Here is a 16,660-nt window from a genome sequence, read left to right as displayed (position 1 = left end):
AATTTGATGAAAAATAAAATAAAATTATAGGCTATTTGCTATTTTTTTGGATTTGTTATCATGTCAAAACAAAGTTTTAAAGATTTAAAAAATGAAATTGAACTTAAAAATGCTGAAATTGATGAGCTCACGATGGACCTTCAAAACAAGGTTGATGAGATTAACAAGTTGAAACTGTATTCCACCAAACTGAAATATGAAAAGAAAAATCTGGAAGATAAACTGGATACCAAAATCGACTATGACAAGGCACGGATGAAGGAACATGATGATTTGTCTGAAAAGCTAAGGGAAAAGGATTCAATCATTGAAGACAAACAGGACCAGGTAAAATATCTGAGATCTCTGATTGATGATTATAAAAACCAGATTAATTCAACCACTGAAAACCTTGAAATACAGTTGCGCAAAATATCCAAAACATATGAAGGTTTATTGGAACAGAAGGACATGATTATTCAAAAACAGGATGAACAAATAACAAATCTGATAAAATCTAATGAAGAAACAGTTAAGTCAAATAAAACAAATGTTATTAGTTTAAAATTGCAAAATGAAAAATATCAAGAGATTATTGACAAATTTACAAAAACTAATAAATAATTAATTACAAAGTTGATATTATGTTAAAGACAAATGTTTGTGGAGTAGAATTTCGAAATCCATTGATGTTGGCTGCAGGTATTATGGGAAGCAATGCCTCATCCATGAACTGGATTTTAAAATCAGGTGCTGGAGGAGTAGTTTCAAAGTCATTTTCTTTAAATCCCCATCCTGGTTATGTAAACCCGACAACTGTTGCAGTTGATGGGGGAATTATTAATGCAATTGGTCTTTCCAATCCTGGTGTTGATAATTTTAAAGAGGAATTAAAAAGAATCGAAAGGGACGGCAATGTCGTAATCGCATCTATTTACGGTGCAACCCCTGATGAGTTTTCAAGTCTTGTAAGTCAGGTTCAGGAATATGTTGACATGATTGAACTTAACATTTCATGCCCTCATGCTATGGACGGTTATGGTGCATCTATAGGCCAGGACTGTAATTTATCCCATACCATCGTTGCGGCGGCAAAAGATGCTGCTGAAGTTCCAATCATTGCAAAACTGACTCCAAACGTAACAGATATAACTGAAATTGCAAAAACATGTGAAGAAGCCGGAGCCGATGCCTTGTCTTTAATCAATACATTGGGTCCCGGAATGAAAATCAATATTGATGTTGCAAGACCGGTTTTGTCAAATAAATTTGGTGGAATGAGCGGTCGTGCTATCAAACCGATTGCCATAAGCAATGTTTATTCAGTTTATGAAGCTGTTGATGTTCCGCTGATTGGTGTTGGGGGAATATATACATTTGAGGATGCAGTAGAATTTATTTATGCAGGTGCAAGAGCGGTTCAAATCGGAACTGCCATCATGGATGAAGGTGTTGAGGTATTTGATAAAATCAACAGAGGATTGGAAAAATTCATGGCCGAAAAGGGCTTTTCATCCATAGATGAAATGGTAGGTCTTGCGCACAGGGAGTTGTAAAAATGATCAATGAACCGAAAATTGTAAAAATAACAGATATTGTCGATGAAACTCCTACTATAAAGACTTTTAAGTTTAATTGGGATATGGAATCATTGGGTCGACCGAATCCTGGTGAATTTTTGATGATTTGGAACTTCAAAAACGAAAAGCCAATGTCAATATCTCAAATCAATGATGGTGAAATGGCAATCAGTGTAAAAAATATTGGTGAGTTCACCTCCCAACTGCACGAACTGGAAGTTGGTGACCAGATTGGTGTAAGGGGAAGTTATGGAAACGGATTCAACAATTCATTTGAAGGCAAAAACATATTGGCTATCGGTGGTGGGGTCGGTATGGCTCCTATAAATGCTATAGCCAGTGATTTAATTCAAAAAGGAAATAATGTTGACGTGGTTGCTGCTGCAGTCAATAAGGATGAATTGCTGTTCGTTGATAGTCTGGAAAAATTGGGCGCAAATGTTCATCCGTGCACTGATGACGGAAGTTTTGGATTTAAAGGATTTGCAACAGATTGTACTGTTGATTTGCTTAAAGATTCAACTTATGATTATGCATTTGTCTGTGGTCCTGAGATAATGATGAAAGGAATATTTGATATTCTTGAAGATGCTTCAATACCTGCACAATATTCTCTTGAAAGATATATGAAATGCGCACTTGGAGTGTGTGGTCAGTGTTGTGTTGATGATGAAGGTTGGAGAATTTGCGTTGAAGGGCCGGTTTTTGAAAACGACAAAATAAAACAAATTTCCGAATTTGGAAAATACAGAAGGGACGCTTCTGGAGTAAAATATTAGATTTTAGGTGATAATATGGAAATTGACATTAAAGAGTATATTACTCCACCAGTATTGTTAGTTTTATTCCTGTTGATCATCTCTTTAATGTTTGTATTTCCGGTTTTGAACATGGTTATCCTGGGAGCTATTCTGGCTTATGGTATAAGGCCGGTTGCTTTCAAAATTCAATCAAAACTCAAATATTCTTCAATATCCATTCTACTTGCAATGGTGGTTGTTTTAATACCTCTGATACTGCTTGTAGCTTACATAATATTTGAGGTTTCAACTTTTGTAACATGGATTATGGCGAACAATTCCTATTCCGATATCAATGCGATTGTTTCTCAGCTTTCAATGTATTTGCCTTCCAGTTATATTGACGTAAACTCCATTAATTCCTACATAGAATCAGCTATAAACAATGTTGGAAGTTATATATTAAGTTATATAGTTAAATTCGTGAGCAAATTTGCAAACATTACTTTGGACTTGTTCATACTGGTCTGTTCTGTTTTCTATTTTGTACGTGACGGTGAAAACTGTTTAAATTTCATCAAATCATTCGTTCCTGACGAGTCAAAAGGATTTTTCGACAAGACTGTAAGATCAGTTGAAGACGTATTGAAAAGCATATTCTACGGTCACTTTTTAACTTCAGTCATAATAGGCATTTTTGCATGTATTGGTTATTCCCTTTTAGGATTTCCGCACGGAATATTTTTAGGTGTTCTGACAGGTATTCTGCAATTGATTCCGGTATTCGGCCCATGGCCAATATATTGGATTTTGTTTTTCATAGACCTTGCCACCGGAAATTATCCGAGGGCAGTTGTTGTCTTGCTGTTTGGATTCTTCCTGAGTACAATTGACATGTACATCAGACCAGCACTGTCAAGTCATTATGCAGATATTCATCCGCTTATTCTGCTTATCGGATTTTTATCAGGACCGTTGGTTTATGGAATTGTTGGTTTTATAGTCGGTCCGTTAATTTTGGGAATTACTTATGCTGTTTTAGACAGTTTCAGAAAAGAATATCTTCTTAAGGAGGAATAAAATGGAAATGAATGTTGTTATTTTGGACATAGATTATGTTACTTATGAAGATAAGCCGATAATCAGATTATTTTCAAAACATGGTGAAAGGAACATAGTTTTGATAGATGACACATTTGAACCTTATTTGTATGTCATTTCTGATGAGATAGATGCCTGTATCGAAGAGATAAATGATAATCTGGAAGTTGTAAATGTGGAAAAAATAATTAAAAAGGATTTCCAGATTGAAAACGAATTCATAAAGGTAACATTCAAACATCCTCAGGAGCTTGCTAAAAATAGGGACAAATTAAGGGATTTGGATACCGTAATTGATATAAGAGAATTTGACATTCCATTTTACAGAAGGTATCTCATGGACCGTGATGTAATTCCTATGACAGAAGTGGTGGCTATCGGGGATGAAATAGATTCATTTTTAACTCTTGATTCAAAAAAGCAGGATATCACCATAATCAAATTGACTGAAGATTTAAAACGTGTAAAAGAATATCCTCAAAATTTCAGAATTTTAAGTTTCGATTTGGAGGTGAGAAACCCCCACGGCATGCCGGATTCTGAAGAGGATGAAATCATCATGATCGGAGTCGCAAGCAACTTCGGAGTGAATCAGGTGATTTCCACAAAAACAAATTCTGATTCAAGGGATGATTTCGTAAATCAGGTGTCCAGTGAACGTGAAATGATTCAAGAATTTGTCAAAATAATTAAAGAGAATAATATTGATATCCTTGTCGGATACAATTCAGATAATTTTGATTTTCCATATCTTAAAGACCGTGCAAGGCTATTGGGTGTTGATTTGGATATTGCAATGGACGGTTCTGATGTCAAATACATTAGGAGAGGATATGCAAATGCAGCATCTTTAAAGGGTTTGATACATGTGGACTTGTATCTGGTTATGAGAAGATATATGACACTGGAGAGATATACTCTTGAAAGGGTTTATTATGAGCTGTTTGGTGAGGAAAAAATCGATGTTCCAGGTGAAAGAATTTGGGAATTCTGGGATAACGGCGGAGAGGAGCTGGACAATCTGTTTGATTATTCTTTGGATGATGTAATATCCACCTTGAAAATAGCCGAGCAAACATTACCTCTTAACTTGGAACTTACTCGTATTATTGGTCAGCCACTGTTTGACGTATCCCGTATGGCCACAGGTCAGCAGGCAGAATGGTTTTTGGTAAAACAGGCTTATTTTGATGATGAGGTTGTGCCGAACAAACAGGGTGCAAATTTCGCAAACCGTGCGAATGCTGAAGACAATGAAGGAGGTTATGTAAGGGAACCTGAAACAGGTCTTCATGAAAACCTTGTTCAATTTGACTTTAGAAGCCTATATCCAAGCATAATTATTTCTAAAAATATATCTCCGGATGTTATGGTTTTAGGGGATGTGGAAAACGAGGATGATTACAATATTTCTCCTGAACATGGTCTTAAATTTAAAAAGTCTCCACAAGGATTCATTCCATCCGTTATCGATAAAATTCTGCAGGAACGTTTCAGAATAAAACGTGAGATGAAAGCATCAGATGATCCTCATGAAAAGAAAGCATTGGATGTACAGCAGCAGGCTATTAAAAGACTTGCAAACACCATGTATGGTATTTATGGTTTCCCACGTTTCAGATGGTATTCATTTGAATGTGCAAAAGCAATTACATCATGGGGAAGACAGTATATTAAATCATCCATAAAAAAAGCAGAAGAATTCGGTTTTTATGCAATATATGCAGATACTGATGGTTTTTATGCGAAATATAAAAAAGAAAAAGAGTAAGAGAAAATTACTTTCTCTTTAAGTTTATTTTTTAATTACAATTTTTGATGTAGCAGACTTTGCTGTTACATATTTGTTTCCAGAAGTAATTACAACCTTGTGAGTTCCAACAGTTAAGGATTTTACATTGAGTTGTGCAATTCCTTTTGCATTAGTTTTAACAGTGTAAGTTTTGGTTTTTTTACCTGTGTAAACTTTGATTTTTACTTTAACTCCTTTAATTACTTTTTTGGTTTTTGTGTTTTTCACAGTAACTTTAAAGTAAGTGGATTTGCCTTTTTTGGCTGTTAATTTTGTAGGAGTTAATTTAGCTGGAGCTTTTTTAATTACAAATTTGGAAGTTTTTTGAGCAGCATTGAAGTTTTTGCTGTCTGCTTTTTTAACAACTACTTTATAGGTTCCTGGTTTGAAGGTATCAAGTGAAATTCTTAATTTACCGTCTAATCCGGTTTGTCCGTTGTAGTTGTAATATCTATTTTTGGAAATAAATATTTTGATATTAAGTTTAGCGCCATAAATCACTTTTTTATTTTTGCTATTGGTTAACTTAATAACAAAAGTTTTTCCTCCTTTGTAATAGGAAGTTACTTTTGGAGCAGCAATAGTTGCACTGGCTTTTTTAACAGTATATGATTTAGTTATTGAACCGCTAGCAGCATATCTTGAATCAGCAGTACTAACAACTATCTTATGAGCACCAACAGCCGCTGGAGCATAGTTTACAGTTACAATACCTTTATTGTTAGCTTGGTAAATGTATGATTCAGTTTTACTGCCTGTTTTAATCTGAACTAAAACGATTGCTCCAGGCACAACTTTTCCTGTAGCTTTGTTTGTTACTTTAATGGTTGCAGTATTTCCAGTATTGTAGTACATTGATGAAGGAACATTTACAGTTAATTTCACTGGTATTGCCACAATGGTAATTTTTCCATTCTCTTTTACATTATTGATGTTTTTGGTATCATTGTTGCTTACAGTAACATTGTATGTTCCACTGACTAACTGGCTTACGGAAATTTTACTTTGACCGTTTGAATCAGTTGCGAAATAATAGTCTTTACCACTGGTTTGTGGCATGTATAAATGAAGAATTATTCCTGAAACCGGTTCGCCACTTTTTACATTTGTAACATTGATGGTTACATTTTTTTTAGTGCCGTACTGTTCTTTAAAATCTTCAATAACAATTTTGATTGTAGCTTTTTCAATGGTTAAATTAGTTGATAATTTACTAGCTTTGACTGCACCATCGGTTGATAGTTCAACAGGGTGGTTTCCTACTTCAAGCGGATTCATGGTAAAAGTTGAGGATGATTGATCAAATTCATATAAATTTCTTGTTATGAATGTGACGATACCCTCATCATTGGTATTTGCACTAAATCCTGCTCTTATATTACCTGTAGTATATAATGACACTTTTCTATTCGCAAGTGTCTCGTTGTTATCCACATCAATCAATCTGAATGTGAAATTACCGTCCTGATATTCATTGACAGTATTCACAGCTTCAATTTTAGCATTGAAAATTCTATTTAAAGTAATATTTTTATTTGCTTTCTCTTCACCTTCAGTATAAACTAATGCAAGAGTTGCAGAAGTAATGTTGCTAGGTAAAGGATAATCAAATATCAATTTTCCGTCCTTATATGCCACACTTAAAGGAATTGAAGTTGTATTGTTTCCCTCTTTATATGATAATTTGGCATTGAAGTCTCCAGTAACATCCTTTTTATTCACACCATCTGTAATATTTAATGGAATGACTCCTTTTGAGGTACTGTTGATGTTAACTGAATTAGGAGCTTGAATTGTATAATTTCCAAATATTGATAATAATACTTTTGTGGATGATGAGTTGTACACATCATTTCCTAAATATTTGATAGTTAAACTGTGATTACCTACGGCTAATTTATCGGTAATAGTTAACTGTGTATTATTATAACTAAATTTGAGTGAGGTATTTCCTTCACTGACTGTTAAATTCTTGTCTGTAACATCTATTACAGAATCATTTGCTTTCACTTCAACTGAAATTGTTTTATTTTCTGTGTCTCTTATTATTTTGTCCTGAGACTCAATTTCAGTGTTAATCTTTTGTGTTGTGTCATCTGCTGATCTTTCATTTGAAAGGATAGCGTCAGATCCGCTATTTACCACCCCAATAGTATCATCTGATGAGATGTCACTAGCACAAACAGATCCTATACTTATTAACAGAAATATTGCCATTGCTGCCAATAAGATGTAAGAGTTTTTAAGTTTCATAACTTTTTATCCTCCTTTTTGAAAGAAAATCATATTTCATAAAAATTTTTAAGATTTTCAGTACTATTAATTTATGAATCTTTTACATTTAAATCTTTGCGATAAATATATAAATAAAAAATATTTCAATCATTTAAACAAAAATTAATTATCAAAGTATAATAAAAAAAGATTGTGAAGAATAATATTATTCTTCTATGTAGGAATCCAAGTCGATTTCTAAATCATCACAGATTCCTTTTAATTGTTCATATAATTTTGCATCGATTGCAACACCGTTTTCTTCAGCTTCAGCAATTCTTTTAACTTCCAAATCCCCTGGAATTGCCACAGTTTCACCGGTAGCTCTGATTTGGGAAACGAAGTCTTCAGTATTTTTGACAAATTCTCCGAAGTCTCCAAATTTGGAAGGGTCAATAACGACATATAAATCACCTTTAGTACAGTCTTTGGTAGGTGATGCAGTACCTGTAACTCCATGACCGTATCCTGCCTGTACCAATGGACCTGTTAAAATTTCAATCAATGCTGCAAGTGCATATCCTTTAAATCCGCCAAACGGCAAAATTGATCCTTCAAGAGCTGCTTCAGGGTCATTAGTAGGTTTTCCGTCTTTATCCAATGCCCATCCGTCAGGCAAATCAAGTCCTTTTCTTTTGGATTCGATGATTTTTCCACGTGCGGTTACTGAAGTTGCCATATCTACGGTAATGTAAGTTTCAGATGGAATACCTAAAGCAATAGGATTGGTTCCAATCAATGCCTCTTTTCCACCTAATGGAGCTATGGCAGGGTCGGTATTGGCAAGAACAAGTCCTATACAGTTTTGTCTTAATGCCAAATCAGAGTAAAATCCTGTAACTCCAAAATGGTTGGAATTGTGCACTCCAACACATCCGATACCTACTTCTTTAGCTTTTTTGATAGCTATTTGCATAGCCTTATAAGAAACAGCTTGACCAAATCCGCTGTTACCGTTGATTAATGCAATAGCTGGAGTTTCTTTTTCTATAGTTATATTATCTTCTAAGTTTATTGTTCCTGATTTTATACCAATTAAGTATTGTGGGAATCTACCAAGACCATGAGAAGTAAATCCTTTTAAGTCCGCATCAATTGTAGCTTCAGCTACCAATTCCTGGTCTTCTTCACTAGCCCCCAATTTTTTCAATATTTCTTTTACAAGAGCTATTTCATTATCTTTCATTATCTTCATTTAATTCGCACCTCAACTTATTTAATCAGTATTCAATTTCAGATCCCTCGAAAGCTTTAACAGTGATTTTTTCATCATCTGTTACTTTACCGATAATTTGGCAATTACAGTATTCTTTCAAAGTTTTCATAATTTTTTCAGCTTCATTTTCGTCACAAATTACAACAAAACCGACACCCATATTGAAAACTTTATACATTTCCTTGATGTCAACGTTCTGTTCGTAAATTAGTTTGAATATCTCTGGAACTTCCGGGAGGTCGGTTATATCATATCCCACACCTTTTTTCAAACGTCTAAGATTTGTAAATCCTCCTCCTGTAATGTGGGCAAGTCCATTGATATTGTATTCTTTTTCAAATAATGCTACAATAGGTTTAACATATAATTCTGTTGGCCTAATTAGTTCTTCACCAATGGTTGTATCTCCATTAGGCATTTTATCGTCAACAGTAAATCCTGCATCATCAAACAATGCTTTTCTAGCCAGGCTGTAACCGTTAGAGTGTATACCGTTACTTTCTATACCTATTAAAACATTTCCAGGTTCGATATTTTCACCGGTGATTATCTTATCGATATCTACAAATCCGATACCGGTTCCTGCTAAATCAAAATCTTTTATGATTCCTGGAAGTGATGCGGTTTCACCACCTATGATTGCAATTTTGGATTCAACAGCACCTTTTACAAGGCCTTCTGCAATTTCGGAAGCCCTTTCCGGGTCAGGCTTTTCAACGGCAAGGTAATCGACCAATGCTATTGGCTCTGCTCCAACGCAGAGAATATCATTTACAACCATAGCAATACAATCAATACCTACGGTGTCGTATTTATTCATCATTTCTGCAATCAGGATTTTACTTCCTACTCCGTCAGTACTCATTGCAATGGCTTTGTCGCCTAATTTTACTAAAGCAGCGTAATGGCCGCTGTCTGTAATAATGTCTCTATATGATAATGTTGATTTAAGTTTATCGGCTAGTTTTGATACAGTGACTGCTTCTAAATCAATATCAACACCAGATTCTGAATATGTAACCATGTAAACACCTATTATTTGAATAAAAATAAAATAAATTAATGTTGTATAATTTTACAACATTTTTATAGATATACTTTGTTTTAAATAGTATTTATATTTATTAATGTATCCTGACACAGTCCAAATTAATTGGAGTTTTGGTTTCAATCTTATAACTTCTATGTATTGATGAAGCCAGGTCCACAGTCTTGTATGGATCTCCGTGGCAGGTAATGACTTTTTCAGGTCTAGGATTAAGTCTTTTAACATATTCCATTAATTGTCTTCTGTTAGAGTGTCCACTGAATCCGTTAATGGTTTTTACTTCCATTTTTACACAGAACTGTCTGGTTCTGCCGTCATCATCTTCGAGAGGAATTTCTTTCCAACCTTTCTGGACTCTTCTACCCATTGATCCTTCAGACTGATATCCTACAAAGATTAATGTATTTCTTTCATCTTCACATAACCATTTGAAGTATTCGACTGAGTTTCCTCCGGTCAACATTCCGGATGTTGACAGGATGATTGCAGGGTCTCTACTTTCAACAATCTCTTTTCTTTGTTCGTAATTTTGAACTTTTTCAAACATTTCAGAAACAAACGGATTTCTTCCCATGTGGAAAATTTGGTCTCTTAAGTCTTTGCTTAAGTATTCTGGTCTTGCTGTGTGAATTGCAGTAGCTTCCCAAATCATTCCGTCAATGTAGATTGGAACTTCTTCAATTAATCCGTGTCTCATGTATTCTTCAAGCACTACCATAAGTTCCTGTGCTCTTCCAACTGCAAATACCGGAACCAATACTTTTCCGCCACGTTTTAAAGTTCTGTAGATGGTTTTCATCATTTCTTTTTCTGCATTGTTCCTTGAAGGTTGAACGTCTTCTCTTCCACCATATGTACTTTCCATAATGACGGTTTCAGCACGTGGGAATCTGATTGTTGCAGGTTCAAGCAGTCTTGATGGTTCATATTTGAAATCTCCGGTATATACCAGGTTATGTGCTCCGTCACCAATGTGCATGTGGGAGATTGCGGAACCGAGAATGTGTCCTGCATTGTGTAATGTCAATCTGATGTCTGGAGAGATGTCTGTAACTTCTCCATAATCTAAGGTAATTGTATTTTTTATCGCTTGTTTGACATGTTTTGATGTGAACGGTAAAGGATTACCTTCCCTGTGTGCAATATCCAAATGGTCGAATTGCAGTAAGGTAGTCAAGTCTCTTGTTGGGGTTGTACAATAAACCGGACCTTCATATCCGTAATGGTAAAGATATGGTACAAATCCACAGTGATCTAAGTGAGCATGAGAAATAATAACTGCATCCAATTCTTCAATTGAAAATTCAGGTGCATTGAGATATGGAAATGCATTTTTATTGTCTGATGCTGCAACATTAACTCCACAATCCAATAGGACTCTACTGTTTGGAGTTTGCAAAAGCATTGAAGAGCGTCCAACTTCTTTAAATCCTCCCATGGAAGTTACTCTTGCCCAGTCGTTAGGGTATTTACTTCCCTGGTGAATCTGACGTCCAAGACGTTGCAACATTTTTTTCCTATCTTTGCTGCTGTTTTTGTGTATAGTTCTGATTTTTCCAATAATGTCTGAACTGATTGGGGGAGTACGTAAAATTTTTGGTGCCCATCCTGTATTTTTAACAATAGTTCTGGAAGTCACACCATATTTTCCGATAACAAGTCCTGGTTTTTTGGCTGTAATTACAACTTCACAGGTAACTGTATCAAAGTAAATATCAGTAATTTCCGCTCCTTCAGGAACTATTTCATGAATTTTATTAATTGTTGGCTCAGGTTCAAGTAATGCACTTTTGTCTGATCTAATAATGATTCTTTTTCTCAATTCTTTTGCAAGTGATCTGATTAAATCACCGTTTTCTGTAATGATTTCTGGATTTTTGGTATAAACCACCACTTCAGGTCCTTCAAATTCCACTTTTGAAACTTGAATTTCATCAGGCAGTTTTTGCAAAATTTCCTTTTTAATATTCTCTAAAATGTCTGAAGTCATATAATCCCTTCAAAAAAAGTTATGTGTATTATTATAGTTTATGAAAAGCATCTGCTATAATTAGTAAAATTTCATAAACTATCTACACAGGTTATATAAAAAAATAGTTAGTTATGAAAAATTAGTCTTGCATTTATATCTTATCCAAAATTTCTTTAATTTTTTCATTATCTAACATTTCAAAACCGTTTTTATCAACTTTAGCGACTAAATATCCGTTCCCGGAATATGTGTCACGTTCTGCTGCGGCTCTGATAGCTCTTATGGCTATTTCAATTCCTTCATCAGTTGTCAAATCATCTCTAAATCTGTCTTCAAGAACACCGTATGCAACGATGGATCCTGAACCTGTGGAAATGTATGTGTCTTCAATCATACCTCCTGCAGGGTCTAAAGAATATAAAGATGGTTTGTCTCCGTCCATTCCACCAAGTAATGTTTGAACATACATTGGTCCTGAACGTAAAATGTTTGCTGTAAGTGATGCTGCTGCTTTAACACTTATGGAGTCATTGTTTCTCATTTGGTATAATGATACTTCTGCTTCAATGACTTTCATTAAGCTTTGCGCATCTCCAACAGAACCAGCTATGGTTGTTACAATATGATCGTCAATTTTAAATATTTTTTCTGCGACTTTGTGAGCTACTAGATTTCCCATACTAGCTCTTCTTTCGCTTGCAAATACAACTCCGTCTTTACAAGTTATTCCGACGGTTGTTGTACCTTCTAATATTTTATCATCCATTTAAAACACCTCATATAAGTATTCAAAATATCTAATTTCAACTACTTCAATAGGTAATATATTAAAACTCAAACTAATATTGCTATTAGTTTTTATTTAAAATCAGAATCAATAATTAGTATAAACTAACAATATTAATATTATCCATTTGCATATATAAACTTTTCTTTAATGGTGAGATGATGAAATATAAAAAAATAGGAGATGTGCTGATTTTAGATAAGGGTTACTCAAATGATGATTTTGAAGAACTGTCCAGAAAACATAATGTAAAAACAATAATGAAAATAGACCATATTCAGGGAACTAAAAGGGAGCCGGTTTTTAAGGTTCTTTATGGAAGTGAAACAGAAACAATCAATAAAGAAAATGGATGTCTCTTCAAATTGGATTTGGCCAAAGTGATGTGGTCTAAAGGAAACAACAATGAACGTTTAAGAGTGGCCAAATTAGTTGGTGGTGATGAAACGGTCATTGATATGTTTGCTGGAATAGGTTATTTTTCAATTCCAATTGCTGTTCACTCCAAAGCCCGGGAGATTTTTTCAATTGAAATAAATCCCAATTCTTACCATTATCTGTGTGAAAATATCAAATTGAATAAAGTGAAAAACATAACTCCTATTTTGGGGGACTGCATGGTTGAAACTCCCAAATTCAAAGCAGATAGAATTATTATGGGATATGTAAAAACAACTCATCATTATCTCAAAGTGGCCATTGACAGTCTAAATGAAGGCGGCATAATACACTATCATGAGACAGTTCCAGAAAAGTTAATTGATACCCGTCCAATCGAAAGAATCAAGGATCAGGCAGGCAATCGTGATGTGGAAATATTAAGTGTAAATAAAATAAAGAAATATTCTCCAGGCGTTTGGCATGTGGTCATTGATGCAAGGATATTTTAGAGATCTGATTTAGTACTTCATCACTTAACCAGTCATTGTTGATGTATTTTTCATAAACGCATAACCTTTCGATTAATTCAAATCCTTCATCTTCGGTTATCTTTTTCAACTCATCAATGCCCGGCCATGGGGATGTGATGTTAACATAGTCTGGGCTTACAGGCGATACTCCACCCCAATCATCAGCACCACACAATAAAAATATCTGAGCGGTGTCTCTATTTAAATTAGGAGGCACCTGGATGCTCACATCGCTGTCCTTAAACAGCATAGTGCCTGCGATTACGGTACGAATCATATCTAAAAAGCTAGGTTCTGGCCAATCTTCCATTTCAATTCCAGGTATTGGTGTGAAATTTTGAATGATGACTTCCTGGATATGGCCATATTTGTCATAAATGTCCTTTATGGTCATTAGTGAATCGGCTATTTCCTCTTTAGTTTCACCAATTCCAATGAGTATTCCTGTTGTATATGGAATTTTGAGTTTTCCTGCATTTTCAATAGTTTCAATTCTCAAATCAGGATTTTTTCCAGGACTTTTATTGTGAGCAGGAAGTTCAAGCAATCGTTTTGAAGAACTTTCAAGCATCAACCCCATAGAAGCATTTACATCTCTTAGTTTTTTCAAGTCCTCAAAACTGAAGTTTCCTCCATTGGTGTGAGGTAAAAGACTTGTTTCGTTTAATGTCATTTTGCAGATGTCATAGACGTAATCGCTCATTTTTGAATATCCATATTCTTTTAATTTTAAACGAACAATTTCTTCTTCATCTGCATCTTCACCGAATGTAAATAAAGCTTCTTTACAACCATACTTTTCAGCTTCTTTTAAATCAGCTAAAATCTCTTCTTTGGTTTTAAGAATTATTGCTTTAGGATCACTTGGATCTTTTTTAAAATTGCAGTATCCACAATCATTTCTACATATTTCGGTCAATGGTATGAATACATTTTTAGAATAAGTAATTAGATTATTCTCCCTATACTTTTCAGTTTCAGCAGCAAATTTCATAATTTCGCTGCCTCGTGAATTCAGTATCTGGAGAATATCATCTTTAGTTATTGGTTTCATTGTTTATTATCTTCTGATACGGTAACTTCCACATAAAGTGGGGGGATTTCGTTTTTATCTTCCCAAATTGCAATTACAACATCAAAGTTCGGAAGTTTAAATATCTTATATTCGACTACAAGGCCCATTGATTCTAAATCCTCTTTAACTCTCATGAAACCTCTGCTGTCTACAGAATTTGTAATAATGTCGCTTTTTTGGATATTTTTATCTCCCTCTTTTAAGATTTCATCTAATTTGTCAGAATTGGCATCTAACTCTTTTCCACCGAGGATTTCACCAATTTCACTGAGTTTTACTGACATTTCATCAAGAGGAATTACTTTTCTTGAACGTCCTCTAACTATTAGTATTCTTTCATTATCGATTGCAGGTCTTGAACCTTTAAATGCATCAAAAAATCCCATTACCTGACCTGCAATTTCATAAGTTTTTTTCATTAAATCAGGTCCTATTCAATATTTAATTCTTCTTTAAGTTCGCCCATTGTGGTTACTTTTTCTGCAAATGCATTGTGTCTGTGAATACTTTCATGGTTCTCTTGACGTGATGTGATTAATGTGTCGTCAGGGAAGTTGGAATATTTTTTAGCTATGCTTTCCATCATATTTCTGACACAATCTTCAACAAATACAGGTTTTCTGTGTGCATTCATTACAGTTGCATTTTCATCAGGTCTTTTCAGCAATTCACATACAGGGGAACTCATTGAATTTTCAATAATTTCAATGATGTCTTCCGCTTTAACAACCTTGTTTTCAGGAACTTCGATCAGTAATGTTCCAACTCCTCTTTGGTTGTGTGAAGCAAAAGTAACAGTATCTAACACTTTCTGTGTAGTTTCTTCATCCAGGAATTCTAATAATTTCATTTTATCAGATTCTCTTACGGATTCTTGTGCACATGGGCAAACAGTCATTCCAATGACTTCTGCACCAATACTTTTTCTGATGCTAACTTCTCCGTTTTCATCCCTAATACCAACAGCTTTGGCTTTTAGGTTTGCCATTTCCTGGGTTTTGTTTTTAGTCACTGGGGACTCTTTCATAAACATAAAATCAGTTGTCATAGATATTTCAACACGTTTTGCATATTCGTGCTTAATCATCATACACCTTACGATTTCAGCACATAATGATTCAACATCTATTGTGGATCCTTTTGCAACAGTTTCTAGAACTTCACTAATTGCTTCAGGATTTCTGGACATGTGTACACCTTTTTGATCATTTGGCAAGTCGACAAATGCATCAAATGTAGGTAGTAATATTATAGGTCTTTTATTCACTCTTTCTAATTGTAATAGCTTTTTAACTCCAGTCACACCTACTCTTGTAAGTTTAATAGGTATGCTTGGGGTGTCATCTTGTGTGTCGGGTAAACATATAGCCAATTTAATTACCTCGAAATTTTTAATTAAACATTATATATTTATAATGTCTTTTTATTTATATATTTAGATTATTTCAAGGATTTTGTTTGTTTTATTTGACATTTGAAAGCCATTTATTTTTTATTTGTTTATTCGAAAAATTAGATATTTTTTAATGGTTTATTCAAAATTTGATAAAAAAAGTTTAAAAGCAGTATTAAATACTGCATTTTAATATATGTTTATAAGATGTTGGAAGATCCCATGTCTTCTTTGATAACATCTAATACGGTTTGAGTATAGGTTCTTTCTATAATTGGGTCTTTTAATAATTCCTTAATAAATGCGTTCAATTCGTTTGTATTTCTGAATTTAGCAATTAGGAAAGCATCGTATTCTCCGGTCACATCGTAGATTCCTACAACGTTTTTGTTGAAGAATGTTTTTTCTTCCCAATTTTTGAGTTTTCCGCCTTTTACTCGTACTCCGATGATTGTAGTCAATACGAATCCTAATTTCTCATGGTCAATAACTGGTGAAAACTTTTTAATTACTCCAGATTTGACCATTTTGTCAATACGGTTGTGTACTGTACCAACAGATACATCTAAACTACGAGATATTTGCCTATAAGATGTTCTAACATCTTCATTGATGATTTTAAGGATGTTAATATCTGTGTCGTCAAGTTTAATAACGTTATCTTTAGTTTTTACCATGATTTCTCCACCTTTATAAAATTGTTAATTATTTATTTAATTAATTTATAACTTAACAAATATAAATATACATAATTGTTTTATAATATTTAAAAGTTTGTATATTTAATTAAAT

Annotated in this window: 15 protein-coding genes; 6 read left to right on the top strand and 9 right to left on the bottom strand. The window is 34.1% G+C overall.

What is annotated here, in order from left to right:
* Positions 1–60: 60 nt before the first annotated feature.
* From ACKI2P_RS01655 to ACKI2P_RS01635, 5 genes are read left to right on the top strand one after another with little or no spacing between them, the layout of a single operon-like run.
* A complete protein-coding gene (locus ACKI2P_RS01655) occupies positions 61–603 on the top strand; it encodes a glycosyl transferase (protein ID WP_407374511.1) in 543 nt (180 codons plus the stop codon).
* A gap of 20 nt (positions 604–623) precedes the next feature.
* The gene (locus tag ACKI2P_RS01650) at positions 624–1,535 is read left to right on the top strand and encodes a dihydroorotate dehydrogenase (protein ID WP_407374510.1); all 912 of its coding nucleotides are present in this window, start codon (positions 624–626) and stop codon (positions 1,533–1,535) included.
* 2 nt (positions 1,536–1,537) lie between these two features.
* Positions 1,538–2,338, top strand: a complete 801-nt coding sequence (locus tag ACKI2P_RS01645) for a dihydroorotate dehydrogenase electron transfer subunit (protein WP_407374509.1) — start codon at positions 1,538–1,540, stop codon at positions 2,336–2,338.
* A gap of 15 nt (positions 2,339–2,353) precedes the next feature.
* A complete protein-coding gene (locus ACKI2P_RS01640; protein WP_407374508.1) occupies positions 2,354–3,379 on the top strand; it encodes an AI-2E family transporter in 1,026 nt (341 codons plus the stop codon).
* A gap of 1 nt (position 3,380) precedes the next feature.
* Positions 3,381–5,171, top strand: a complete 1,791-nt coding sequence (locus ACKI2P_RS01635; RefSeq protein ID WP_407374507.1) for a DNA polymerase domain-containing protein — start codon at positions 3,381–3,383, stop codon at positions 5,169–5,171.
* A 24-nt stretch (positions 5,172–5,195) separates the two neighbouring features.
* On the opposite strand, the gene ACKI2P_RS01630 is transcribed toward ACKI2P_RS01635, so the two are convergent.
* The 5 genes from ACKI2P_RS01630 to psmB form a co-directional block, all read right to left on the bottom strand.
* The gene (locus ACKI2P_RS01630; RefSeq protein ID WP_407374506.1) at positions 5,196–7,445 is read right to left on the bottom strand and encodes a hypothetical protein; all 2,250 of its coding nucleotides are present in this window, start codon (positions 7,443–7,445) and stop codon (positions 5,196–5,198) included.
* A 187-nt stretch (positions 7,446–7,632) separates the two neighbouring features.
* Entirely contained in the window at positions 7,633–8,661 is a 1,029-nt protein-coding gene (comC, locus tag ACKI2P_RS01625; RefSeq protein WP_407374505.1) for an L-sulfolactate dehydrogenase, read from the bottom strand.
* 25 nt (positions 8,662–8,686) lie between these two features.
* Positions 8,687–9,706, bottom strand: coding sequence for a phosphoribosylformylglycinamidine cyclo-ligase (gene purM, locus ACKI2P_RS01620; RefSeq protein ID WP_407374504.1), 1,020 nt, complete (start codon positions 9,704–9,706; stop codon positions 8,687–8,689).
* A 100-nt stretch (positions 9,707–9,806) separates the two neighbouring features.
* A complete protein-coding gene (locus tag ACKI2P_RS01615) occupies positions 9,807–11,720 on the bottom strand; it encodes a beta-CASP ribonuclease aCPSF1 (RefSeq protein ID WP_407374503.1) in 1,914 nt (637 codons plus the stop codon).
* Between the two features lie 133 nt (positions 11,721–11,853).
* On the bottom strand, positions 11,854–12,468 hold the full coding sequence (gene psmB, locus ACKI2P_RS01610) for an archaeal proteasome endopeptidase complex subunit beta (protein ID WP_407374502.1): 615 nt from the start codon (positions 12,466–12,468) through the stop codon (positions 11,854–11,856).
* A gap of 182 nt (positions 12,469–12,650) precedes the next feature.
* On the opposite strand from psmB, the gene ACKI2P_RS01605 reads away from it, so the two are divergent.
* Positions 12,651–13,379 (top strand): class I SAM-dependent methyltransferase, encoded by a 729-nt coding sequence (locus tag ACKI2P_RS01605; protein ID WP_407374501.1) that lies wholly within the window; start codon positions 12,651–12,653, stop codon positions 13,377–13,379.
* Here ACKI2P_RS01605 and cofG read toward each other — a convergent pair.
* From cofG to ACKI2P_RS01585, 4 genes are all read right to left on the bottom strand, one after another.
* Positions 13,357–14,454, bottom strand: a complete 1,098-nt coding sequence (gene cofG, locus ACKI2P_RS01600; RefSeq protein WP_407374500.1) for a 7,8-didemethyl-8-hydroxy-5-deazariboflavin synthase subunit CofG — start codon at positions 14,452–14,454, stop codon at positions 13,357–13,359. The genes ACKI2P_RS01605 and cofG overlap by 23 nt on opposite strands.
* Entirely contained in the window at positions 14,451–14,894 is a 444-nt protein-coding gene (locus ACKI2P_RS01595; protein WP_407374499.1) for a DUF2120 family protein, read from the bottom strand. Before ACKI2P_RS01595 ends, cofG begins: the two co-directional genes overlap by 4 nt.
* Positions 14,895–14,905: 11 nt before the next feature.
* Positions 14,906–15,847 (bottom strand): GTP cyclohydrolase MptA, encoded by a 942-nt coding sequence (mptA, locus tag ACKI2P_RS01590; RefSeq protein WP_407374498.1) that lies wholly within the window; start codon positions 15,845–15,847, stop codon positions 14,906–14,908.
* Positions 15,848–16,068: 221 nt separating this feature from the next.
* Positions 16,069–16,545, bottom strand: a complete 477-nt coding sequence (locus ACKI2P_RS01585; RefSeq protein ID WP_067044706.1) for an Lrp/AsnC family transcriptional regulator — start codon at positions 16,543–16,545, stop codon at positions 16,069–16,071.
* Between the last annotated feature and the right edge of the window lie 115 nt (positions 16,546–16,660).

It is taken from the genome of Methanobrevibacter sp. (assembly GCF_045541095.1).
In the GTDB taxonomy this organism is placed as follows: domain Archaea; phylum Methanobacteriota; class Methanobacteria; order Methanobacteriales; family Methanobacteriaceae; genus Methanocatella.
Note: the sequence above shows the minus strand (reverse complement) of the source record. Positions and strands in the feature narration are given on the sequence as shown.

Coding starts and splice junctions, on each gene's coding strand:
- cofG (WP_407374500.1), bottom strand. CDS start 14,454: ATGAAACCAATAACTAAAGATGATATTCTCCAGATACTGAATTCACGA.
- ACKI2P_RS01645 (WP_407374509.1), top strand. CDS start 1,538: ATGATCAATGAACCGAAAATTGTAAAAATAACAGATATTGTCGATGAA.
- psmB (WP_407374502.1), bottom strand. CDS start 12,468: ATGGATGATAAAATATTAGAAGGTACAACAACCGTCGGAATAACTTGT.
- ACKI2P_RS01650 (WP_407374510.1), top strand. CDS start 624: ATGTTAAAGACAAATGTTTGTGGAGTAGAATTTCGAAATCCATTGATG.
- ACKI2P_RS01595 (WP_407374499.1), bottom strand. CDS start 14,894: ATGAAAAAAACTTATGAAATTGCAGGTCAGGTAATGGGATTTTTTGAT.
- ACKI2P_RS01630 (WP_407374506.1), bottom strand. CDS start 7,445: ATGAAACTTAAAAACTCTTACATCTTATTGGCAGCAATGGCAATATTT.
- ACKI2P_RS01655 (WP_407374511.1), top strand. CDS start 61: ATGTCAAAACAAAGTTTTAAAGATTTAAAAAATGAAATTGAACTTAAA.
- ACKI2P_RS01615 (WP_407374503.1), bottom strand. CDS start 11,720: ATGACTTCAGACATTTTAGAGAATATTAAAAAGGAAATTTTGCAAAAA.
- purM (WP_407374504.1), bottom strand. CDS start 9,706: ATGGTTACATATTCAGAATCTGGTGTTGATATTGATTTAGAAGCAGTC.
- ACKI2P_RS01585 (WP_067044706.1), bottom strand. CDS start 16,545: ATGGTAAAAACTAAAGATAACGTTATTAAACTTGACGACACAGATATT.
- ACKI2P_RS01640 (WP_407374508.1), top strand. CDS start 2,354: ATGGAAATTGACATTAAAGAGTATATTACTCCACCAGTATTGTTAGTT.
- ACKI2P_RS01635 (WP_407374507.1), top strand. CDS start 3,381: ATGGAAATGAATGTTGTTATTTTGGACATAGATTATGTTACTTATGAA.
- comC (WP_407374505.1), bottom strand. CDS start 8,661: ATGAAGATAATGAAAGATAATGAAATAGCTCTTGTAAAAGAAATATTG.
- ACKI2P_RS01605 (WP_407374501.1), top strand. CDS start 12,651: ATGAAATATAAAAAAATAGGAGATGTGCTGATTTTAGATAAGGGTTAC.